Source organism: Flavobacterium aquicola, from assembly GCF_003385115.1.
Classification (GTDB): Bacteria; Bacteroidota; Bacteroidia; order Flavobacteriales; family Flavobacteriaceae; genus Flavobacterium; species Flavobacterium aquicola.
Genome location: NZ_QUNI01000001.1, coordinates 501,947 through 522,062, shown reverse-complemented (window position 1 = coordinate 522,062; position 20,116 = coordinate 501,947). Strand labels below are relative to the sequence as shown.

Annotated in this window: 21 protein-coding genes; 10 read left to right on the top strand and 11 right to left on the bottom strand. The window is 34.4% G+C overall.

Features of this window, described 5'->3' with window-relative positions; translation table 11 throughout:
• The first annotated feature begins 8 nt into the window (after window positions 1-8).
• Entirely contained in the window at window positions 9-431 is a 423-nt protein-coding gene (locus tag C8P67_RS02100) for a cytochrome c oxidase assembly factor Coa1 family protein (protein ID WP_170141392.1), read from the top strand.
• Between the two features lie 110 nt (window positions 432-541).
• Here C8P67_RS02100 and C8P67_RS02095 read toward each other — a convergent pair whose 3' ends face one another.
• The 5 genes from C8P67_RS02095 to C8P67_RS22030 form a co-directional block, all read right to left on the bottom strand.
• On the bottom strand, window positions 542-1,363 hold the full coding sequence (locus C8P67_RS02095; RefSeq protein WP_115809864.1) for a sulfurtransferase: 822 nt from the start codon (window positions 1,361-1,363) through the stop codon (window positions 542-544).
• 4 nt (window positions 1,364-1,367) lie between these two features.
• Complete coding sequence (locus C8P67_RS02090) at window positions 1,368-1,916, bottom strand: RBBP9/YdeN family alpha/beta hydrolase (protein ID WP_115809862.1); 549 nt, start codon at window positions 1,914-1,916, stop codon at window positions 1,368-1,370.
• A gap of 3 nt (window positions 1,917-1,919) precedes the next feature.
• Window positions 1,920-2,744 (bottom strand): alpha/beta hydrolase, encoded by an 825-nt coding sequence (locus tag C8P67_RS02085; RefSeq protein ID WP_115809860.1) that lies wholly within the window; start codon window positions 2,742-2,744, stop codon window positions 1,920-1,922.
• Window positions 2,745-3,546: 802 nt separating this feature from the next.
• The gene (locus C8P67_RS02080; protein WP_115809858.1) at window positions 3,547-4,809 is read right to left on the bottom strand and encodes an aminotransferase class I/II-fold pyridoxal phosphate-dependent enzyme; all 1,263 of its coding nucleotides are present in this window, start codon (window positions 4,807-4,809) and stop codon (window positions 3,547-3,549) included.
• Between the two features lie 70 nt (window positions 4,810-4,879).
• A complete protein-coding gene (locus C8P67_RS22030; protein ID WP_170141391.1) occupies window positions 4,880-5,053 on the bottom strand; it encodes a hypothetical protein in 174 nt (57 codons plus the stop codon).
• 257 nt (window positions 5,054-5,310) lie between these two features.
• Between C8P67_RS22030 and C8P67_RS02070 the strand changes: the two genes are divergently transcribed.
• The 3 genes from C8P67_RS02070 to C8P67_RS02060 all read left to right on the top strand — a co-directional run bounded on the left by C8P67_RS02070 (window position 5,311) and on the right by C8P67_RS02060 (window position 8,274).
• Window positions 5,311-5,754: a hypothetical protein gene (locus C8P67_RS02070; protein ID WP_115809854.1), complete on the top strand. Its 444-nt coding sequence runs from the start codon at window positions 5,311-5,313 to the stop codon at window positions 5,752-5,754.
• 101 nt (window positions 5,755-5,855) lie between these two features.
• Entirely contained in the window at window positions 5,856-6,653 is a 798-nt protein-coding gene (locus C8P67_RS02065; RefSeq protein ID WP_115809852.1) for an NYN domain-containing protein, read from the top strand.
• Between the two features lie 115 nt (window positions 6,654-6,768).
• On the top strand, window positions 6,769-8,274 hold the full coding sequence (locus tag C8P67_RS02060) for an FMN-binding glutamate synthase family protein (RefSeq protein WP_115809850.1): 1,506 nt from the start codon (window positions 6,769-6,771) through the stop codon (window positions 8,272-8,274).
• Between the two features lie 31 nt (window positions 8,275-8,305).
• On the opposite strand, the gene C8P67_RS02055 is transcribed toward C8P67_RS02060, so the two are convergent.
• From C8P67_RS02055 to C8P67_RS02045, 3 genes are all read right to left on the bottom strand, one after another.
• On the bottom strand, window positions 8,306-9,259 hold the full coding sequence (locus C8P67_RS02055; RefSeq protein WP_115809848.1) for a CorA family divalent cation transporter: 954 nt from the start codon (window positions 9,257-9,259) through the stop codon (window positions 8,306-8,308).
• Window positions 9,260-9,338: 79 nt separating this feature from the next.
• On the bottom strand, window positions 9,339-10,079 hold the full coding sequence (locus C8P67_RS02050; protein ID WP_115809846.1) for a type ISP restriction/modification enzyme: 741 nt from the start codon (window positions 10,077-10,079) through the stop codon (window positions 9,339-9,341).
• A gap of 344 nt (window positions 10,080-10,423) precedes the next feature.
• On the bottom strand, window positions 10,424-10,870 hold the full coding sequence (locus C8P67_RS02045) for a YhcH/YjgK/YiaL family protein (protein ID WP_115809844.1): 447 nt from the start codon (window positions 10,868-10,870) through the stop codon (window positions 10,424-10,426).
• Between the two features lie 127 nt (window positions 10,871-10,997).
• Between C8P67_RS02045 and C8P67_RS02040 the strand changes: the two genes are divergently transcribed.
• From C8P67_RS02040 to C8P67_RS02030, 3 genes are all read left to right on the top strand, one after another.
• Complete coding sequence (locus tag C8P67_RS02040; protein WP_115809842.1) at window positions 10,998-11,576, top strand: non-canonical purine NTP diphosphatase; 579 nt, start codon at window positions 10,998-11,000, stop codon at window positions 11,574-11,576.
• A gap of 80 nt (window positions 11,577-11,656) precedes the next feature.
• The gene (locus tag C8P67_RS02035; RefSeq protein ID WP_115809840.1) at window positions 11,657-12,580 is read left to right on the top strand and encodes a transporter; all 924 of its coding nucleotides are present in this window, start codon (window positions 11,657-11,659) and stop codon (window positions 12,578-12,580) included.
• 20 nt (window positions 12,581-12,600) lie between these two features.
• A complete protein-coding gene (locus C8P67_RS02030; RefSeq protein ID WP_115809838.1) occupies window positions 12,601-13,719 on the top strand; it encodes a GTP cyclohydrolase in 1,119 nt (372 codons plus the stop codon).
• Window positions 13,720-13,872: 153 nt separating this feature from the next.
• On the opposite strand, the gene C8P67_RS02025 is transcribed toward C8P67_RS02030, so the two are convergent.
• Together C8P67_RS02025 and C8P67_RS02020 are read right to left on the bottom strand one after the other, a co-directional pair.
• Entirely contained in the window at window positions 13,873-14,253 is a 381-nt protein-coding gene (locus C8P67_RS02025; protein WP_115809836.1) for a PUR family DNA/RNA-binding protein, read from the bottom strand.
• A gap of 66 nt (window positions 14,254-14,319) precedes the next feature.
• The gene (locus C8P67_RS02020) at window positions 14,320-16,080 is read right to left on the bottom strand and encodes an ABC transporter ATP-binding protein (protein WP_115809834.1); all 1,761 of its coding nucleotides are present in this window, start codon (window positions 16,078-16,080) and stop codon (window positions 14,320-14,322) included.
• Between the two features lie 200 nt (window positions 16,081-16,280).
• Between C8P67_RS02020 and C8P67_RS02015 the strand changes: the two genes are divergently transcribed.
• The 3 genes from C8P67_RS02015 to yajC all read left to right on the top strand — a co-directional run bounded on the left by C8P67_RS02015 (window position 16,281) and on the right by yajC (window position 19,230).
• Complete coding sequence (locus C8P67_RS02015; protein ID WP_115809832.1) at window positions 16,281-17,384, top strand: Glu/Leu/Phe/Val family dehydrogenase; 1,104 nt, start codon at window positions 16,281-16,283, stop codon at window positions 17,382-17,384.
• Window positions 17,385-17,980: 596 nt separating this feature from the next.
• The gene (nusB, locus tag C8P67_RS02010) at window positions 17,981-18,892 is read left to right on the top strand and encodes a transcription antitermination factor NusB (protein WP_115810109.1); all 912 of its coding nucleotides are present in this window, start codon (window positions 17,981-17,983) and stop codon (window positions 18,890-18,892) included.
• Window positions 18,893-18,954: 62 nt separating this feature from the next.
• Window positions 18,955-19,230: a preprotein translocase subunit YajC gene (gene yajC, locus C8P67_RS02005; protein ID WP_115809830.1), complete on the top strand. Its 276-nt coding sequence runs from the start codon at window positions 18,955-18,957 to the stop codon at window positions 19,228-19,230.
• An 82-nt stretch (window positions 19,231-19,312) separates the two neighbouring features.
• Here the strand turns inward: yajC and C8P67_RS21935 are convergent, their stop codons facing one another.
• A complete protein-coding gene (locus C8P67_RS21935) occupies window positions 19,313-19,891 on the bottom strand; it encodes a hypothetical protein (protein WP_147298185.1) in 579 nt (192 codons plus the stop codon).
• Between the last annotated feature and the right edge of the window lie 225 nt (window positions 19,892-20,116).

Below are 20,116 nucleotides of genomic sequence, written 5' to 3'. Positions count from 1 at the left end.
GCAAAAAAATGAATGATGATATAATTGCAGAAAAGAGTTTTTGGACAAAAAAATGGTTTTGGATTACCGGAATTATTGTTGCAGGTTTAATACTACTTGTAATTTCAAATTTTGCTGGGGATATCATTAATTTTGGGCAAGCCTACGCAGATCCGCTGCTTTGTCAGAATGCAATTGATAAAGCAAATAAAAATAAGGAGGTTTTACAGAATTTTGGAAAACTAGAGCAGATTGATAAACTCGCTATTTTAGAAGGCAGTACCGTCTATTATAATGATAACAATAGTGTTGCTGTAACTGTTAGAGTTTTTGGAGAGAAAGAAAAAGGAAAAATGGATATAACGGCAGACAGGACAGGAAAAACCTGGAAATATAAATCTATTAAAATCCGGAATACGAAAAAAAATACTGTTATAGAGGTAAATAACTAATTCTCAGCCAAGTATCCTCATAGATTTCTTTTGAAATTAATCTGAAGGCTGAAAAGCAGTAAGAACTGTACTGCTTTTCAAGCTGAATTAGGATTACTGTAGTATTATATTTACTTCTCAATTGGCAGATCACTCGGGCCCCATTCCGTCCAGGAACCATCATAAACTGCTTTTGGATTATCCGAAATTAATTCGGCAGCCAATAAAACAATACAGGCTGTAATCCCGGAACCGCAGGTAAAAAGCAAAGGCTGATCGCCAAGGTTTAGGATTTCTTTTAATTCGTCTGTGGTTTTGAATTTTCCGTCCCGCTGCAGTTCAGTGAAAGGAACATTAATAGAACCGGGAATATGTCCGCTTCTTAGTCCGGCTCTTGGTTCTTCAAGTGTGGCATAAAATCGGTCGGTTGATCTGGCATCCATCAGTACTGCTTCCTTGGTTGTAATATTTTCCAGAATCTGTTCTTTGTTTTTGATAAATTCAGGCTGTAGTTTAGCTTCGAAATTTCCTTTAGCGTAAGAAGCAGTCTGGTTTTGGTTTTCTGTTTCGAAACCTTCCTTAATCCATTCCGGCAGACCTCCGTCCAATACATAAACATCGGGATGCCCCATTGCTTTGAACATCCACCAGACTCTTGGGCTCGAATAAATACCCAAAGTGTCATACACAACAATAATACTGTCTTTATTAATGCCTAACTTTTGGCTTTCGGCCGTAAACTGCTCTTCGGAAGGAAACGTATTTGGAAGAGGATTGCTGGTATCGCTGAATTTATTTTTGATATCAAATAAACGAGCACCTTTTATCTGTAAATCAGGATTTTTATTTTCCAGATTTGATTGATTGCTTTCTAATCGGGCTTCTAGTATAATTAGATTTGAATCATTTAAATGTTCTTGAAGCCAAGCTGCAGATACTATTGGATTTGCCATTTTGTTATTTGTTTATTTTTGTAATTAATTGCTGTAAAAATCCCTGACCTTCTTCCCAATATCCAAGGTCTGAATCCGAGTTGATATGTCCTTGCCTGCCGATATTTATAAAATCACTTCCCCAATGGCCGGCTAATTCTTCGGCTCTTTTTAGCGTCATGTAAGTATCATTTTCTGTTCCAATTACCATTGTTGGAAAAGGAACAGTCTGTATCGGAATTGGCGAAAAATGCCTTAAAAAATCAGGAGTATGTTCTGGTGAATTTACATCGGCAGGAGCTACTAGCAAAGCACCAATGATGTTTGGATTACTGTTTTGGGAAATCCAATGCATAACAAGAGAAACAGCAAGACTATGAGCGACTAAAATAGTTGGTTCCTTTATCTGCTGAATGTTTTCATCCAGTCGGGAAAGCCATTCATGAAGCTGTGGTTCATCCCAATTATCTTGTATAACTTTGGTCGAATTTGGGAATTTTTGCAGCCAAAAGCTCTGCCAGTGTTTTTCGCCCGAATCACCAAGTCCAGGTATAATCAATAAATGTGGAATCATTTTTTATTTCTTTTTTAAAGCGGTTATTCTTTGGATTTCTTTGACAACCAGCGGGAAGGCTGGTTCAGTCATGCCGTGTCCAAACCCCTGCAGTTCATAGAGAGTTGTTTGTTTGTGGCCGGCAATTTTCATCATCCGCATCATATAAGCATTTTCCTCATAGCGCCCCAGCATTTCTAGTTCTCTGTCGCCAGTAATTAATAATAAAGGGGGCGCATCAGGACGAACGTGATACAGCGGTGCAAACTCATCGACAATTGGCTGTGTTTCGGGAATTCCTCTTTCGTTTCGAATAGCAAAATGTGTTATGGTCTGTGAGCTTAACGGAATCAATCCCGCAATAGAATTGGCGTCTATGCCTTCTGCTTTAAGCCATTTTTTATCCAGTCCTACCATTAACGACAAGTATGCACCAGCCGAATGTCCCGAAACTATAATCAGTGAATTATCACCTCCGTAAGCTGCTATATTCTTAAATGTCCAGGCTACTGCCGCGGCAGCATCTTCGATACATTTTTGCGCTTTTGCTTTGGGCGTCAATCTGTAATTTACTGAAACCACACAAAAGCCTTTGTCCTTAAGACCTTCGGGAAGTTCTTTGCTTCCACCGGATAATCCGCCTCCGTGAAACCAAACTACAGTCGCAAATCCTTTGGTGTTTTTTGGGTAATAAATATCGAGAACACAGCGCTCTTTGATGTAAGCATCGGTATTGGCAATGGCGCTGCTATAATATGGAATGTTGGTAACAGTGGTGTATTCTGTTTTTTGAGCAGAGACAGATATTGCAGAAAGCAGTAACAGCAGTGAAAGAAATACTTTTTTCATTTTTTCATTTTTATTTTAAAATCATAAAAGTACAGAATTTTACACATTGTTTGTACAGGCATTTATGAAAATGTAAAGCTGTACAATAGCTCTGATAGAAGCCTGCCGTTTGGACACATCTGAAAAATAGAACATAGATGACACCGATTCAACGGATTTTAACAATTTCATGACACTAGTAAATGATCGTCTCTTTTCAATGCAGAGAGACGGTTTTTTTTTTGGCTGTCACAGTCCAGTCATGTAATTCCTGTTTATTATTAAATGCTCATAAAGAGGTGTTAAACACTAATAGTAGAGGTAGAAAAAACCAATAGTAGAGGTATTAAACACCACTAATAGAGGTGAAAGAACCAATAGTAGAGGTGTTAAAGACCAATAATAGAGGTAGAAACCACCTATAATAGTGGTGTTAAAGACCAATAATAGAGGTGAAAACCACCTGTAATAGAGGTATAAACAACCAATAATGCAGTGATTAAATACCTCTTTTTAGATAAAAACAATTTATATTAAACAAAACATAAACGACAGCAGTAAAAACTGTCTTCTCCTTTCAGAACCAAGAGAAGTGACCCACAGTTTGGACAGATCTAAAAAACTGAGCATATAGTATACTTGTGTCCAGACGGCAGGATGGAGGTGGAAATCTTCCGATTTAGAAAAATAAAGCTTTTTAACCGTAGTTTTTCTTGTGTACAGTGACGCTAAACTTCATGAAATGCAGTAAAATGCAGCCCCAAAAAAAATCCATCAGCCTTTCGACCGATGGATTTTCTATATTATAAAAAGAGGCTAATAATTAAGCGTCTAAATCAACAGTGGTTCTGCTGGCAATTTCTTTGTATGTTCCGTTTACCAGTTTCTCACGGATTGCTTCAAAAGAAGTTAGTGTTTCAGCAATATCTTCCAGTGTGTGTGAAGCAGTAGGAATAACTCGTAATAAAATCATTCCTTTTGGAATCACTGGATAAATTACAATCGACAGAAAAATACCGTAATTTTCTCTTAAGTCATTTACCATAACCATTGCTTCTGGCACACTTCCTTCTAGATAAACAGGTGTAACGCAGGTGTTGGTATCTCCAATGTTAAATCCTTTGCTTCTCAATCCACTCTGTAAAGTATTTACATTTTCCCATAATTTATCTTTCAATCCTGGGTTATCGCGTAATAACTGCAAACGTTTCAATGAACCGATTGTCTGGATCATCGGCAGTGCTTTTGCAAACATCTGCGAGCGTAAATTGTATTTCAAATAATCTATGATGTCTTTATCAGCAGCTACAAAAGCACCAATATTAGCCATCGATTTTGCAAACGTAGAAAAGTAAACATCAATTCCGTCCTGACAGCCCTGCTCTTCACCAGCTCCGGCACCTGTTTTACCAAGAGTTCCAAAACCGTGTGCATCATCAACCAAAAGGCGGAAATTGTATTTCTTTTTCATCTCTACAATTTCTTTCAGTTTCCCTTGCTGACCGCGCATTCCAAAAACACCTTCGGTAATAAAAAGAATTCCTCCTCCAGTTTCTGTAGCTATTTTAGTAGCACGCTGCAGGTTTTTCTCCATACTTTCGATATCATTGTGTTTGTATGTAAAACGTTTTCCGCTATGCAGACGAACACCGTCAATAATACAGGCATGACCATCCACATCATATACTATCACATCATTTCGGGTAACCAAAGCATCGATAATAGACACCATTCCCTGGTAACCAAAATTTAATAAATAAGCAGATTCTTTCATTACAAAAGCAGCCAATTCATTTTCTAACTGTTCGTGATATTTTGTGTGACCGCTCATCATACGTGCTCCCATTGGGGCAGCAGCGCCAAACTCGATTGCAGCATCGGAATCCGCTTTGCGTACTTCTGGGTGGTTTGCAAGACCCAAATAGTCATTCAAACTCCAGTTTAAAACCTCTTTTCCTTGAAATTTCATTCTCGGTCCCAAGTCTCCTTCTAGTTTTGGAAACACAAAATAACCTTCTGCTTGAGAAGCCCATTTTCCTAATGGTCCTTTATTGTTTTGAATTCTTTCGAATAAATCTTTTACCATGTTATATATATGTACTACTATTAATTTTAAGAAGTTGCAAAAATAATTATTTATAATGTATTAGCATCTTTTATGTAAAATTATTTTTTATTGAAATGGCATTGCAAATATTCAGGAGCAGTCTCCTGCTGTACATTACAAGCTCTCCGTCATAAACCTTTTTTTCTATTGTTACGGCAGGAGCTTCCGCTGGTCGCTCTGCCGCAACAGGAAAAAATAGGTTTATTCCATCGAGGCTTTCCATTTCCATCAGGGCTAGGGCAGCTGTTTTCTATAATAAGCTATCATTGCTTACATAAGTTTTTGGTTTTCAGAAGAAGCATACTGACAAATTATTTACATGAGAGAGGAAACAGTTAGTTCTTGATTTCTATATTTTAAATTATCAATTTTTATTTCTTATTTTCGTCCGGCCTAAAACAATTATCTGCTAATTTTTTATTTACTCCATACACCGAAACGTTTATAAGTTCAAAACAAAACGGAATTCCAGAACATTACATGAAGCAATTATTATATCTATTTATCGTACTTTTTTTTAATCAGCTGCACTCGCAGACAGTTTTTGTGCAGACTATATATAAAAGTATACCGCCACAAGAATTTTCGTTAGAGAAAAATGATTTTAATTTTGATCTAAAAGAAGGGATTCTTCTAAAGAAAAATAGTCAGGATAATGTCGAAAGTAAATATTATATTGAGTTTAAGAAAGAATTCTATGATGCAGATAACAATTTTTATTTTGTTGAATATAAAACTGATTTTAAAAAACATAATCAGAATTTAGGAAGTAAATCCGATGTAGGGATTTTTACAATTATGTATGATAAAAAAGACGGGACAGTTTTGACTGTAATACTGAATTTTTTAGAAGCAGATGGGGCAGCTTTATATTTGACCGAAAAAGGCGAAGAATCGCCTAAGGTTAAATCTCTTTTTGAATGAAAAATGTCTGTTCTTTTTCTGTATCTCTGTGATAAATATTTAACTTTTATGCTTTCATAATAATCCTGTATATTTGAATAATCATTTCACTTTCAAAATACATGTCACAAAATACCAAAGAACTAAAACTCGCCGTACTTATTGATGCCGATAATGTTCCTTACAGTAATGTAAAGGGAATGATGGAGGAAATCGCTAAGTTTGGAACTCCCACTACAAAGCGTATTTATGCCGATTGGACTAAGCCAAATGCTAACGGCTGGAAATCAGTTTTATTAGAACACGCTATAACACCTATTCAGCAGTACAGTTACACGGTTGGAAAAAATTCTTCTGATTCTGCTTTGATTATTGATGCGATGGATTTATTGTATTCTGGAAAACTGGATGGTTTCTGTATTGTTTCCAGTGACAGCGATTTCACGAGATTAGCTATACGTTTAAGAGAATCGGGAATGAAAGTGATTGGCATTGGTGAGCAAAAAACGCCTAAACCTTTTATCAGCGCCTGTGACCGATTTATTTTTATAGAAGTTTTAGACGGTGCCATCAAAAAGACCCGAAAAACCACTAGTGCCCCAGCGAAAACACCAAAACCTGCAACTGTCACCGAATCTAAAAAACCTGCAGGCAAGGAAGCGCCTAATAAAATCAACGCTGAAACTATCGAACTTATCGAGGATACCCTCGATGCAATCGGGGATGATGACGGATGGGCTTTTCTTGGTGATGTCGGGAATTTAATTGTAAAGAAAAAACCCGAATTTGACCCGAGAAACTATGGCTTTTCAAAACTGACACCAATGCTCAAATCAATGACAGATATTCTTGAAATTGACGAAAGAGAATCTGATAAAAAAGGAATTAAACATGTATTTGTAAGATTGCGTTATACATAATTTTCTCTGATTAATTTTTTTCATCCTTCTGTTATGCAAGGAGCTAAAACGTTTACTAGCTTAGTATTGAGTTGTATTTAGAATAAAAGCATAATTAACTTTATATCGTTTCATAATGAGAAAACAATTATTCATCATCAGTATTGCATTGTTACTAATTTCTTTCGGTTTTAATTATTTTCTGAAAACGGGATTTGTTTTTTCGGCAATAATGATAATTCTTATTCTTGTTGGTTTTTACAATACCATTCAGGAAAAACATGCTATTTTAAGAAACTTTCCTGTCCTGGGCTATTTTCGTTATCTATTTGAAATGATTGCTCCCGAGATTCAGCAGTATTTCATAGAACGCACTACCGATGGGAAACCATTTTCAAGAAATCAGCGTTCTTTAGTGTACCAAAGAGCTAAAAATATTGATGCAACTTCTCCCTTTGGAACACAGCTGGTTTTAAATCAGTCGAGTTATGAAGGAATTAAACATTCTATGTTCCCAGCATCTGTCAATCATGAATTGCCAAGAGTTCTTGTGGGAGGACCAGACTGCAGGCAGCCGTATTCTGCTTCCTTGTTTAATATTTCTGCTATGAGTTTTGGATCTTTGAGCGAAAATGCAATTGTCGCACTAAATAAAGGCGCGCAAAAAGGAAATTTTTATCATAACACCGGCGAAGGCGGATTGACCCAGTTCCATCAAAATGGCGCTGATATTACTTGGCAGATTGGTACAGGTTACTTTGGGTGCCGTAATGCTGAAGGCGGTTTTGATGCCGATAAATTTGCAGAAAAAGCCAATCTTGATTCGGTAAAAATGATTGAAATTAAATTATCGCAGGGCGCAAAACCAGGTCATGGAGGTGTTCTTCCTGCGCAAAAAAACACAGAACAGATTGCAAAAATAAGAGGAGTTGAACCACATACAACGATTCTCTCTCCGCCAAGTCACAGTGCTTTTCAAAATGCCAAAGAATTGGTTGAATTCATTGCCCATTTACGTGAATTATCAAATGGAAAACCAATTGGTTTTAAATTATGTATTGGTGAAACCTCCGAATTTGAAGATCTCTGTAATGAAATGATTCATCTAAATTGTTATCCAGATTTTATCACAGTCGATGGTGCCGAAGGAGGAACAGGAGCTGCACCGCTTGAATTTGCAGACGGAGTGGGAATGCCTTTTGAACCGGCACTTATTTTTGTAAACAAAACGTTAGTCCGTTTAGGAATCCGTGAGAAAATAAGAATCATCAGCAGCGGGAAAATCATTTCTGGTTATTCTATTTTACGTGCTATTGCCTTAGGAGCTGACATGTGTAATTCGGCTCGTGGATTTATGTTTTCGCTGGGATGTATTCAGGCTTTGCGATGCAATAATAACGAGTGTCCGACAGGAGTTGCTACTCAAAACAAAATGCTGATGAAAGGATTAGTTGTAACTGATAAATCCGAGAGAGTATATCATTTTCATAAAAATACGTTACACGCTGCGAACGAACTTTTGGCAGCAGCCGGAAAAAACAGTTATGGCGAAGTAGATATCAATATCTTTATGCGTGGTGATGAATTTGCGCATTTGTCTGATTCTTATTTCCCAGATAATTTAACAAATGTGAGAGGTTAAGATTCGGATAAGATAAAAAAGGTTTGAGAAATTACAGCCACTTTTTTCTTTTAAAATAAATAAAAGGAAGGATTGCGGAACAAAGCATTGCAATTAATGCTATTGGATATCCGTATGAATTTCGGAGTTCAGGCATTTGTTCAAAATTCATTCCGTAGACTCCTGCTATAAGTGTTGGCAGTGAAATACATACTGTTACAACGGTAAGCATTTTGAAAATATGATTTTGCTCTAAGTCAATTTTACTGGAAATGTTCTCTTTCAAATCATCTAGACGATCAAAATTAAATTGAATATAATCAGATACAACGGCAAGATCGTTTAAGTCTGCTCTGATTTTTTCTTTTAGATCCATTTTTTTCTCCCAATTACTTTTAAGATACAATCTATAAACTCTTGTGGTTTCTATCAACAGCTCTTTTACTAACATATTGCTGAAATTGTAATCAGTTATACTGTCCATTTCATAATTGGAAAATTTCTTTTCGATTAGAATTGTATTAGCAAGTATTTTTATTTTTCGGGCTAAATTTTCAGTTATATCTGCAAAATAGTCAGATATAAAACCAAACTGAAATTCTAAAATGTCTTTTGTTTCTACCAATTCCCGCAAAGATTTAAACTTATTCAAATACATTTTATTCAAAGAATGATCGAGCTTAGAATTAGTAAATAAAAACAGACCCGATTCAGAAATGATGATAAATATTGGTTCTTCGGTTATTTTTTTATTTTGATTAAAAAAAGGGAATGAAAAGTGGAAAGATGCCTGATTTTCATTTTCTAAAAAGTGAGAACTAATTTCAATATCTTCATAATGCTTCATGATGGAAAAATCAAGACCGTAATTTTTCTCCAGCCACTTTATTTCGTAATCACTATAATCAAGAAATTGCAAAACATGAAAATCTAAACTGGCTGGTGAAAGTTCATCAACACTTCGAGCTTTGTTAAATTTTTTATTTTTTAATAAAATTTCTATCATAGTTATGTTTTTAGTGAAATTATAACTTTGCTTATTTCTGCTTGATTAAGTTTTAGTTTTATTAATTTCAAAGAAAAGACTAAATAACTAATTTATCAATTTTTTTTATAATCAGGACTGTTTCAGTTAAAGCCGAAATTATTTTTTGGTATTGTGAGATGTCTTCATGGGTTAGTTCCTGTTCTTTTCGTTCGTTGAGGAATTTTTGAGCAGGCAGGAAATCGCTAATGCAAAAATTCCAGACCTCTTCTGGGACATTGTCAAAATATTGATTTTTGTTGATGTATATCTTTCCTAGGTTTTCATTGGGATAATTCATAACCTCAGGAGCGGAATTTGAAAACAGAACAGATTTTGTAGATTTTTCAAATTTTATTTCTTTAACTATGTTATCGCCGTCTATGGGAAATTGTATACCGTTCTGATCGATTAAATCATTATCTAAAAAATGAATTTTTCTTAAATCTCGGCCTAAATGTGACAGCTTCCAGAATTTTTCCTGATTAGTAATGTCTAATAAGTCTGCTGGGAAAATCCCTTTCTGTTTTTCTCTATAAATTGACGAATGAATGAGTGCGTAAATAAAGCTGAATACATCTTTGGCGGTGAATGTTTCCTTAAATTCTGAACGAACTTCTTCACTTAAGGCAAAGCAGATATTTCCCTGCTGCTCTTTTTGATTGATAAAAGCCAAGCCTAAATTGTTTTCAAGCCGTTTTGTAATTTCTGGATTAATTATTGGGATAGTCTCTGCTGATGCGAAAATCATCTGACTGGGAATTAATTTTAAAGTTGAAGTGTAAAGGGAATGCGTATCCATTGCCTAAAATTTTGATATTGATTTTGTCAGCTGTCGATCTGCGATAACTAGTGTGATTTAAAATTACGATTTTTTGAATAAAAAAAGAGGGCTTTTAAAAGCCCTCTTCCCTTTGTCGTTCTGATTTATCATTATCTAACTTATACGTTACTATAATTCGGTATAGCTGACTATTGAGATACTTTTTCTAATACTAAATATTTGTGATATTATATCTCAAGTAATTAATCAAAACCACAATCAAATTTACAATTTATTTTATTTAAATCGTTGAAAATATGTATTTTAACGATATTTTAACCTAACAAATGTTTTTAGTCAAAAGTATAATGTTAAAATGTTTTTTACACTAATACTTTCACTACAATCTTATCCAGATCATTTTCGCTGATCATGGGTGCATGTACATCTTCCGGAAAAAATATCACGAATTGATTTGCCTGCAGTTCAAAGTAAGTATCAGGTTTGTCGTTAAAGAAACGAACGTCTTTTTCAGTATTGTAATCTCCGTTTGGAAGAGTACATTTCGCTCTTGGTTTCCAGAAAAAGCCTTCATTTCCATTGATGCAGAACTGAATATCAATATTTTTGTCATGGCACTCAAAAGTTTCCAGACTTTTTTCTTTGCTTTTACCTTCTCCTTTGTAAGCAAACATTTTCACGCCTGCGCTTTCATCGATTAAACCATCCAAAGCGTCTTTGTCATCTTGCTTTAAATAATCAAAAGCAATTTTAAATGATGGATGTATCGCTTCGTACCGCGCGGAATTTTCTATAAAATCTATAATCATAATTTCTATTGGATTGAATTATTTGAATGGTAAAAATAATGCAGAATAAGGCTTTAAACAAATAAATGTTTCTTTCATAAGTTAGTCACAAAAACGTATTTTTGGCTTATTATTTAATTCTTTCAGTATGAAAATCGTTTTTGCTACCAATAACAAAAATAAAATTAGAGAAATACAAAGCATGTTGCCACCAAGCATTGAAATTATAAGTCTGGAAAGCATCGGCTGTTATGAAGATATTCCGGAAACTGCCAATACTATTGAGGGAAATGCTGTCTTGAAAGCAAATTACGTTACTCAAAAATTCGGTTACGATTGTTTTGCCGATGATACGGGACTGGAAGTAGATGCTTTAGACGGTGAACCTGGAGTTTTTTCGGCACGATATGCCGGCGAGCAAAAATCGGCTGAGGATAATATGGATAAATTGCTTTTGAATTTAGAAAATAAAGACAGTAGAAAGGCTCAGTTTAAGACGGTCATTGCATTAAATATAAAAGGAGAACAGCATCTTTTCGCAGGAATAGCCCGCGGTGAAATCACTAAAGAAAAAATAGGAGATCAAGGTTTTGGGTATGATCCAATTTTTAAACCTGAAGGATATCTGGAAACATTTGCTCAGCTTTCATTAGAAACAAAAAATACTATAAGCCATCGCGGTAAAGCTACGCAAAAGCTGCTTGCCTTTTTAAACGAATATGTGTAAGGAATTTTAACTAAATGATAGTTATAATAAAATATAGTACATTTGAAACACGTTATACTTTCTCACTCAAATAAATCAATATGTTCAATATCAAAAACGCACTTTTTGCCATTCTTTTTTTAATTCCACTAGCACATTATGGACAGCATACCGATGAAATTAACTCCAATAGACCGGGAGAATCTATGTCGGCATTCGCGGTGGGAAAAACCGTTATACAGGTAGAAACGGGTGTGTTTGGTATCAAAGAAAGCCATGATTTGGCGAGATATAATGCAAATGGCTTTGGGGTCGATATGGAATTGCGGTATGGGGCATTTCTGGAAAATTTAGAATTTATTGCAGATATTCAGTACGTATATGAGACCTTCAATTATCCAATGATGATTGATGACAGAGCCGATTTTAAACAATCAGTATTAGGAGCCAAATATTTGATTTACGACCCTAATAAAGGCTATAAGAAAGAAGCGAATATTTATAGCTGGAAAGCTAATAACAAATTCAACTGGCATCAGATCATTCCTGCTGTTGCGGTTTTTGCCGGAGCTAATTTTACAGGTAAAAACAACCCTTTTTATTTTTCTCCTGACTCTGAAATCTCTCCAAAAGTAGGCTTGATTCTGCAAAATCATTTAGGTGACGGCTCATGGGTATTTGTAACTAATGTCCTTTACAATTATATTGCTACAGATTATCCCAGCTTGAGTTATATTTTGACATTGACAAAAGGGATTAATAAAAACTGGTCTGCTTTTGTAGAAAATCAAGGTATAAAAAGCGATTTTTACAGTGATGCCATTGTTCGCGGCGGTGCTGCCTATTTAATTAATAAAAACCTTCAAGTTGACGCTTCAATAAGTACCAATTTTAAAGATACTCCTTCAATGCTTTATGGAGGTGTGGGCGTATCATGGAGATATGATGGACGTTACAAAGAGGTACGTCTTTTAAGCAAAGAAGAAGAAAACGAAAAAATAATGGGTAAAAAAACAAATAAGTAAAATATTCCATAATAACAGCAATGATTACCATACAAGAAGCTAAGACCAAAAACGAGTTAACAGAATTTATAAAATTTCCTTTTTCTTTATACAAAGGCAATGCATATTGGGTTCCTCCAATAATTTCAGATGAACTGGCCACATTTGATAAGACTAAAAATCCCGCTTTTGAAAGTGCCGAGGCTGCTTTTTATTTAGCCCGTAAAAACAATATTATCGTTGGCAGGATTGCTGTAATCATCAATTGGGATGAGGTGAATAAGCAGGAAAAAAGCAAAGTCCGTTTTGGCTGGTTTGATGTTATCGATGATATTGAGGTGACAAAAGCACTGCTTGAAAAAGTATATGAAACCGGCCGAAAAAATAATCTGGAATATGTAGAAGGCCCGATGGGATTTTCAAATCTGGACAAAGTTGGTGTTTTAACAGAAGGTTTTGATGAACTAGGAACCATGATTACTTGGTACAATCATCCTTATTACGCTCAGCATTTTGAACAATTAGGATACGTTACTGAGAAGGAATATGTAGAAAATAAATTTCCGTTTGCGAATGCCAAGCCGGAATTTTTTGAAAAGATCAATGAGTTAGTTAAAAAAAGATACCAGCTTAAACCGATTAATTTTAAATCGACCAAGGATGTAATGCCTTATGTGGATAAAATGTTTGATTTATTTAACGAATCGTATGCTAAACTGTCTTCATTCGTTGCTATATCTGATGTTCAGAAAGAATATTTCAAGAAAAAATACATCAGTTTTATCAATCCTGAATATATAAAATATGTTGAGGATAAAGATGGCAATCTTGTGGCATTTGCCATTGTGATGCCTAGTTTTTCCAAGGCACTTCAAAAAGCCAATGGGAAATTATTTCCTTTTGGTTTTTTACATTTATTAAAAGCGAAACGAAGCAGTAAAGACGTGATTTTTTATCTTATTGGAGTTCATCCCGAATATCAGAATAAAGGTGTAACGGCAGTTATTTTTAATGAATATCATAAAACCTTTACTGAAAACGGAATTGAAAATTGTTTCAGAACACCCGAGTTGTCTGATAATATAGCCATTCAGCTGATTTGGAAAAACTTTAATCCAGTGATTCACTGCCGAAGAAAGACTTTCAGGAAAGAATTGTAAAGATACAACCGCAAATTTCGCAAGGTTTTATGCAAAGAATACAGGACTTTGCGATCCTTGCGTTTTTTTGACTGCGAACGTCGCGGTTAAATTAAACGCAAAAAAAGAGGCTGTCTAAAAATTAGGCAGCCTCTTTTTGATTTTATCTATTGATTAAATATCGTCAAAATCGATATCTGTAAAACTAGAAGTGCTTGGTACACTTTCTTCGTCTGCTTTTTCTAAAGCATATTCTTTTTTGAAATCTTTTTGGTGTCTTTCAGAGATTACTTCTTCACCTTTGTGGTTTAAAACATAAGAAGTCATGTCTTCTAAAATTTCTGAAAATGCAGTAAAATCTTCTTTGTATAAATAGATTTTGTGCTTTTTAAAATGAAAAGAACCGTCTTCTTCTGTGAATTTTTTACTTTCGGTAATCGTAATATAATAATCATCAGCTTTGGTAGCTCTAACATCAAAGAAATAGGTTCTTCTTCCAGCTCTTAAAACTTTTGAGAATATTTCTTCTTTTTCTAACATGTCATTTTCTCTCATAATCTTTTCGTCATTTTTTATTTAATAGCAATCAAAAATCATAAAAATATATGTATTATCCAACAATTAAAGCAATTCTTTTTCTGAAAGTTGTTTCAAATGAAGGGCTGCATAATACCCTCCTGAGTTTATTAATTGATTATGAGAACCTTGTTCGATAATCCTTCCGTTCTCAAGAATGATGATTCTGTCGGCATTTTTTGCAGATGATACTCTATGACTTACAATTATGGTAGTTTTATCTTTACATATTTGGTAAAGGTTGTTCAGAATCGCTTCTTCGGTCTCCGTATCTACTGCTGACAAGCAATCGTCAAAAAGTAAGATGGGTGGATTTTTTATAATGGCTCTGGCAATAGATACACGCTGTTTTTGGCCGCCGGAGAGTGTAATCCCTCTTTCACCCAATATCGTTTCATAGCCATTCTTAAAACCTATGATATTGTCATGGACAACAGCATTTTTTGCTGCCGATTCTACTTCGTTATCTGTGGCATCTTCTTTTCCGAATTTTATATTGTTTTTGATAGTATCCGAGAATAAAAAAGCATCTTGCGGTACAGCACCAATATTATTTCTTAAATCGAATAAATTGACTTGGCTGATTTCATTATTGTCAATCAGAATCTTTCCGCTTGTAACATCATAAAGACGGGAGAGCAGTGCTAGAATCGTCGATTTCCCTGAACCGGTTTTTCCTAAAATCGCCAAAGTTTCTCCTTTATTTACTGTAAAACTAACATTTTGAAGTGCTTTTATATTTGTGTCTTCATAGGTGAAACTTACATTGCTGAATGCAATATTTCCTTCAATTTTAGAACTGTTTGGGTTTTTGTTCTGTATTTCGGGAACAATTTTCAAGAATTCATTGAGCCTTTTCTGCGAAGCTTCCGCTTCCTGAACCATAGAGGAAACCCATCCCAATGAAGCAACCGGCCAAGTCAGCATGTTGACATATAAGATGAACTCGGCAATTGTTCCTATGCTTTTGATGGTGCCATTTATGTACATTAAACCTCCAAAATAAATCACCACCAAGTTACTCACACCAATCAATGCAATCATCAGCGGTCCAAACAGCGCCTGTACTTTGGCAAGACTCAAACTTTTGCTTTTGCTTTCATTGGCCAAATCGGCAATATTGTCCTGATGCTGATTCTCTAATGAATATGCTTTTATAACTCTGATTCCGGAAAAAACTTCTTGGGTATAACTCGATACTTTTGATAAATACTGCTGAAAGGTGGTCGAACGTTTATTGATTTCTGAACTCAATTTAAAAATGCAGTAAGACAATATAGGCAATGGCAGTATTGTATATAAAGTTAGTCTTGGCGAAACATTATACATATACCCAATCACGATCGCAAAGCGGATAAAGGTGTTTATCGAATACATAACGGCTGGTCCCACATACATGCGCACTTTGGAAACATCCTCACTGATTCGGTTCATTAAATCGCCGGTTCTGTTTTGTTTGTAAAAATTCTGAGAAAGCATTTCGTACTGATGGAAAACTTCATTCTTTAAGTCAAATTCAATATGGCGTGACATTACAATGAGTGTCTGTCTCATGAGGAATGTCAAAAATCCTGCAACGATTGTAGTAGCAATAATTAGTAAAATATTAGAAATCAGCTGCTGGCTTATTGTGCTGGAATCAGCTGCGCCGCTTTTGGAGAAAGCTTCTATTTCATTAAATGATTTGCTAATGAGTTTTGGGGTAAATAAAGAAAATATTTGTGCGATTATGGTGATAATTATACCAAGTAAAAAGCTGAATTTATATTTGATAAAATATTTATTTAAATAGCGTAATTCTTTCATTTTATGAGGATTCAGTATGGAATTGATTTTGTTCTTTGTTTAATGTCTAAATTTTAACAATTGTATTGAGATAAATATTTCGATAATTATTATTGAATATTTATTTTTAAGTAATTTTTTTAAATGTATATTTATTTTTTACGTATGTTTGAAGTGTATTTTTAACAAATTCGTATTTTTTAACTAATAAAAATAGTATTATGAATGCTACTGTTACAACTGGTAAAGATCTTCAAAAAATGGATCCTGTTTTCGGACAATTGTCTTTTAATGGTCATGAGCAAATTGTTTTCTGCAATGACAAAGATACAGGATTAAAAGCAATTATTGGTATTCATAATTCGGTTATGGGACCGGCTTTGGGAGGAACCCGAATGTTTAATTATGCTAATGAATGGGAAGCTTTGAATGATGTTCTGCGTCTTTCACGAGGGATGACTTATAAAGCGGCTATTACCGGATTGAATATTGGCGGCGGTAAAGCAGTAATTATTGGTGATGCCAAAACTCAGAAAACACCTGAATTGATGCGTAAGTTTGGTGAGTTTGTACACTCGCTTAGCGGAAGATATATTACAGCAGAAGATGTTGGAATGGAAACTGCCGATATGGATATTGTAAGAGATGTGACTCCTTATGTTACTGGTATTTCTGAAGAAAGAGGCGGATCTGGAAATCCATCGCCTGTTACAGCTTTTGGTGTATACATGGGGATGAAAGCAGCAGCAAAACAGCAGTTTGGTTCCGAAAAATTAGAAGGGAAAAAAGTATTGGTTCAAGGAATTGGACACGTAGGAGAAACTTTGGTTGAATATTTGACAAAAGAAGGAGCACAGGTTTTTATCACTGATATCAATGAAGAAAAATTATATCAAGTAGCTTCTAAATATAATGCACAGATATTTACTGGAGAGGATTTGTATAGTGCCGATGTTGATATCTATGCACCTTGTGCGATGGGAGCAACTATCAATGACAATACAGTAGATAAAATTAAAGCAAAAGTGATTGCCGGTGCTGCTAATAACCAATTGGCAAACGAGAATACACATGGATTGATTTTGCAGGAAAGAGGCATTCTTTATGCTCCTGATTTCTTGATTAACGCTGGCGGAATTATCAATGTTTATGCTGAAATTGAACATTATGACAAAGCTGAAGCAATGCGCCGAACTGAAAATATTTACAATACTACATTAGAGATTTTTGATTACGCTATTGCAAATGGTATAACGACTCATCAAGCGGCTTTAACTATTGCTCAAAACCGTATTGATTTGAGAAAAATAGAAAATGCTAAATAATTAAAAATTAGTTTATAATTTTTTTAAATCAGTTCTAGGATATTTTTTGAATATTTTGGAACTGATTTTTTTATATGACTATCCGTGACTAGTACCTCATAATAGATAAGTTATCGAATGTTTTTTACAAACCTAAACACTTACTGTTCTTTACGTCTCTGCGACTTTGCGAGCCTAATTTCACGCAAAGGCGCTAAGACGCAAAGTATATTTTTTAATATTATAGACCATATTATGAATTACGGACAATCATAATTTTTATATGATTTTTGAATGTAATTAATTATGAAAATAAAATGCTGTCGCTTTAGCCCCGATAGTAGTGTAAATCTCCCGATTTAGAAAACAAGGCTTTTTTAGCCGTAGTTTTTCTTGATCGGGAATTGAAACGGATAGCGGGAGCAATGCTTCTTGAAATCTACCAATGTTCTGCTCCTAAAAAATGAGATTATGATTACGTAGAGTACTTGAAGTTTTGAAGATTTAAATTAAACGGCTATAAATTTTCATTTAAGAGAGGAAAGTATTAATTTTGCAGACTTAATTTTAAAAGTTCTTACAAGGTGGTAAACAGAAGACACATCCGCGTTAAAGTCATGCAATCCATTTATGCAATGCATCAGAATGGGTCTGATAATTTAGAAAAAGAGGAAAAATTCCTTATGCATAGTATTGACGCCATTCAAGATTTATACCTTACCATGCTTTCTTCACTGATTGAAATCTGTAAAAAAGAAACTGTCTTTTTACACCTTTCAAGCCAAAAACACTTGGCAACCAAAGAAGAACGCAATCCGAATGAAAAATTCATTAAAAACAGTATTTTTCAAATTCTTGCCGAAAACAATTCCCTTAGTATTGCTTTAGAAAATCGTTCGATCAACAATTGGGCTCTGAATGATGATTATATTATTTTACTGCTGAATGCAATTAAAGAAAGTGATGTGTATGCAAAATACATGAGCAATCGAGTGAATACTTTTGAAGAAGATAAAGATTTTATTGTTGATATATTTTCGGATATTATTGTTCCAAACGAAAAATTGTATGATTATCTAGAAGATGATAAACTGACTTGGATTGATGATATTCCGTTGGTAAATACTCATATTGTTAAACAGCTGAAAGCTATTAAACAAGGTGAGGATGACAATTTTAGAGTTCCAAAATTATACAAAGACAACGAGGATAAGGCTTATGTGAAGGATTTGTTTAGAAAAACAGTTTTGAACGAAACGGAATTAGCCAAAGAATACATTGATAAAACTCCAAATTGGGATAGCGAACGTATCGCCGAAATTGATACGATTATCCTGAAAATGGCAATCTGTGAGTTCCTGAAATTTCCTTCTATTCCTGTGAAAGTAACTTTGAATGAGTATTTGGAACTTGCCAAAGAATATTCGACTCCTAAAAGCAGTATTTTCATTAATGGAATTTTGGATAATCTGGTTAAAGAACTTGAAGGAAAGAAAAGAATAGTAAAGATTGGAAGAGGCTTAATGTAAAGCAAATTCCAAAAAAAAACAAAAAGAATAAAATTCAATTAACAAATACTAAAAATTAAATTATGGGACAAATACAACAGTTTTTACCGTTTTTATTAATGTTCGTGGTTATCTATTTTTTTATGATTCGTCCACAGCAGAAAAGAGCAAAAAACGAAAAAGAATTTGAAAACGGCTTAAAAGTAGGTGATAAAATAATTACTAAAAGCGGTATTCACGGTAAAATCGCTGAGCTTGCAGATACAACAGTAATTATCGAAACAATGGCTGGAAAATTAAAAATGGAGCGTTCTTCAATTTCTTTGGAGTTGAGCGCTACTTTATCTAAAAAAGCTTAATCATATACTGTTACCACAATAAAAAATCCCAAATTCCGATTTAGTAACTGGAATTTGGGATTTTCTTTTTTATAAGAGACTGTTATTTTTTCTTGCCCTTTTTGCTTTTTTTAGCTTTTGCTTTCGCTTTTTTCTCTTTGAGTTTGGCTTTCAATTTCGCTTTTTTAGCTTTTTCTTTCTTGGCTTTTTTAGCTTTTTTTGCTTTCTTTTTCGCTTTTTCTTTGGCCTTAGCTTTTGCTTTTTTCTCTTTCTCTTTTTCTTTCATTTTTGATTTGTTTTTTTTATTCTTTTTATCTTTTTTCTCATCTTGAGAAACTACAGCAGTTTTTTCTGTTTTTATTTCTTCAGCAGCTGTTTTTGCAATTTCTGCAGTTGGCGCAGTGACACTAGCATTGCTTGGGCTTGATGCTGTTTTAACAGCTGTGGATCTTGAAGCTGCTGGTTTTGTTGGAGCAGGTTTTGTAGTAACTGGTTTAGCTGCCACAGATTTGATAACAGATGGTTTGACAGTCGCTGGTTTTGCTGCGGCAGCTCTGACTGTTCTAGGTTTTGGTGCTGGTTTAGAAACAGCCGCCTTTGGAACTTCTTTATTTTCATTTAATGGTGATTCTGGAAGTGTCACTTTTTCAGGGGTGGGCAGTTCTTCTTTTTTTTCTATCATAATTAGCAATTTTAGGAATTATTTAATTTTATACCAATACTGAATTGGGAAGTTTTTCTGAAAATTATCTCAGTGTTACCAAATTGTTTTCGGTATATTAACAAATGTAGTGAATATTTTAATGTTCCAATGTTAAGGTTTTACTGATTTAAAGAGTTCGTTTTTGAATTGAGAAGCAAGAAAACGGCATTGTTTTTAATAAAAAAATCCCAAATTCCGATAGTG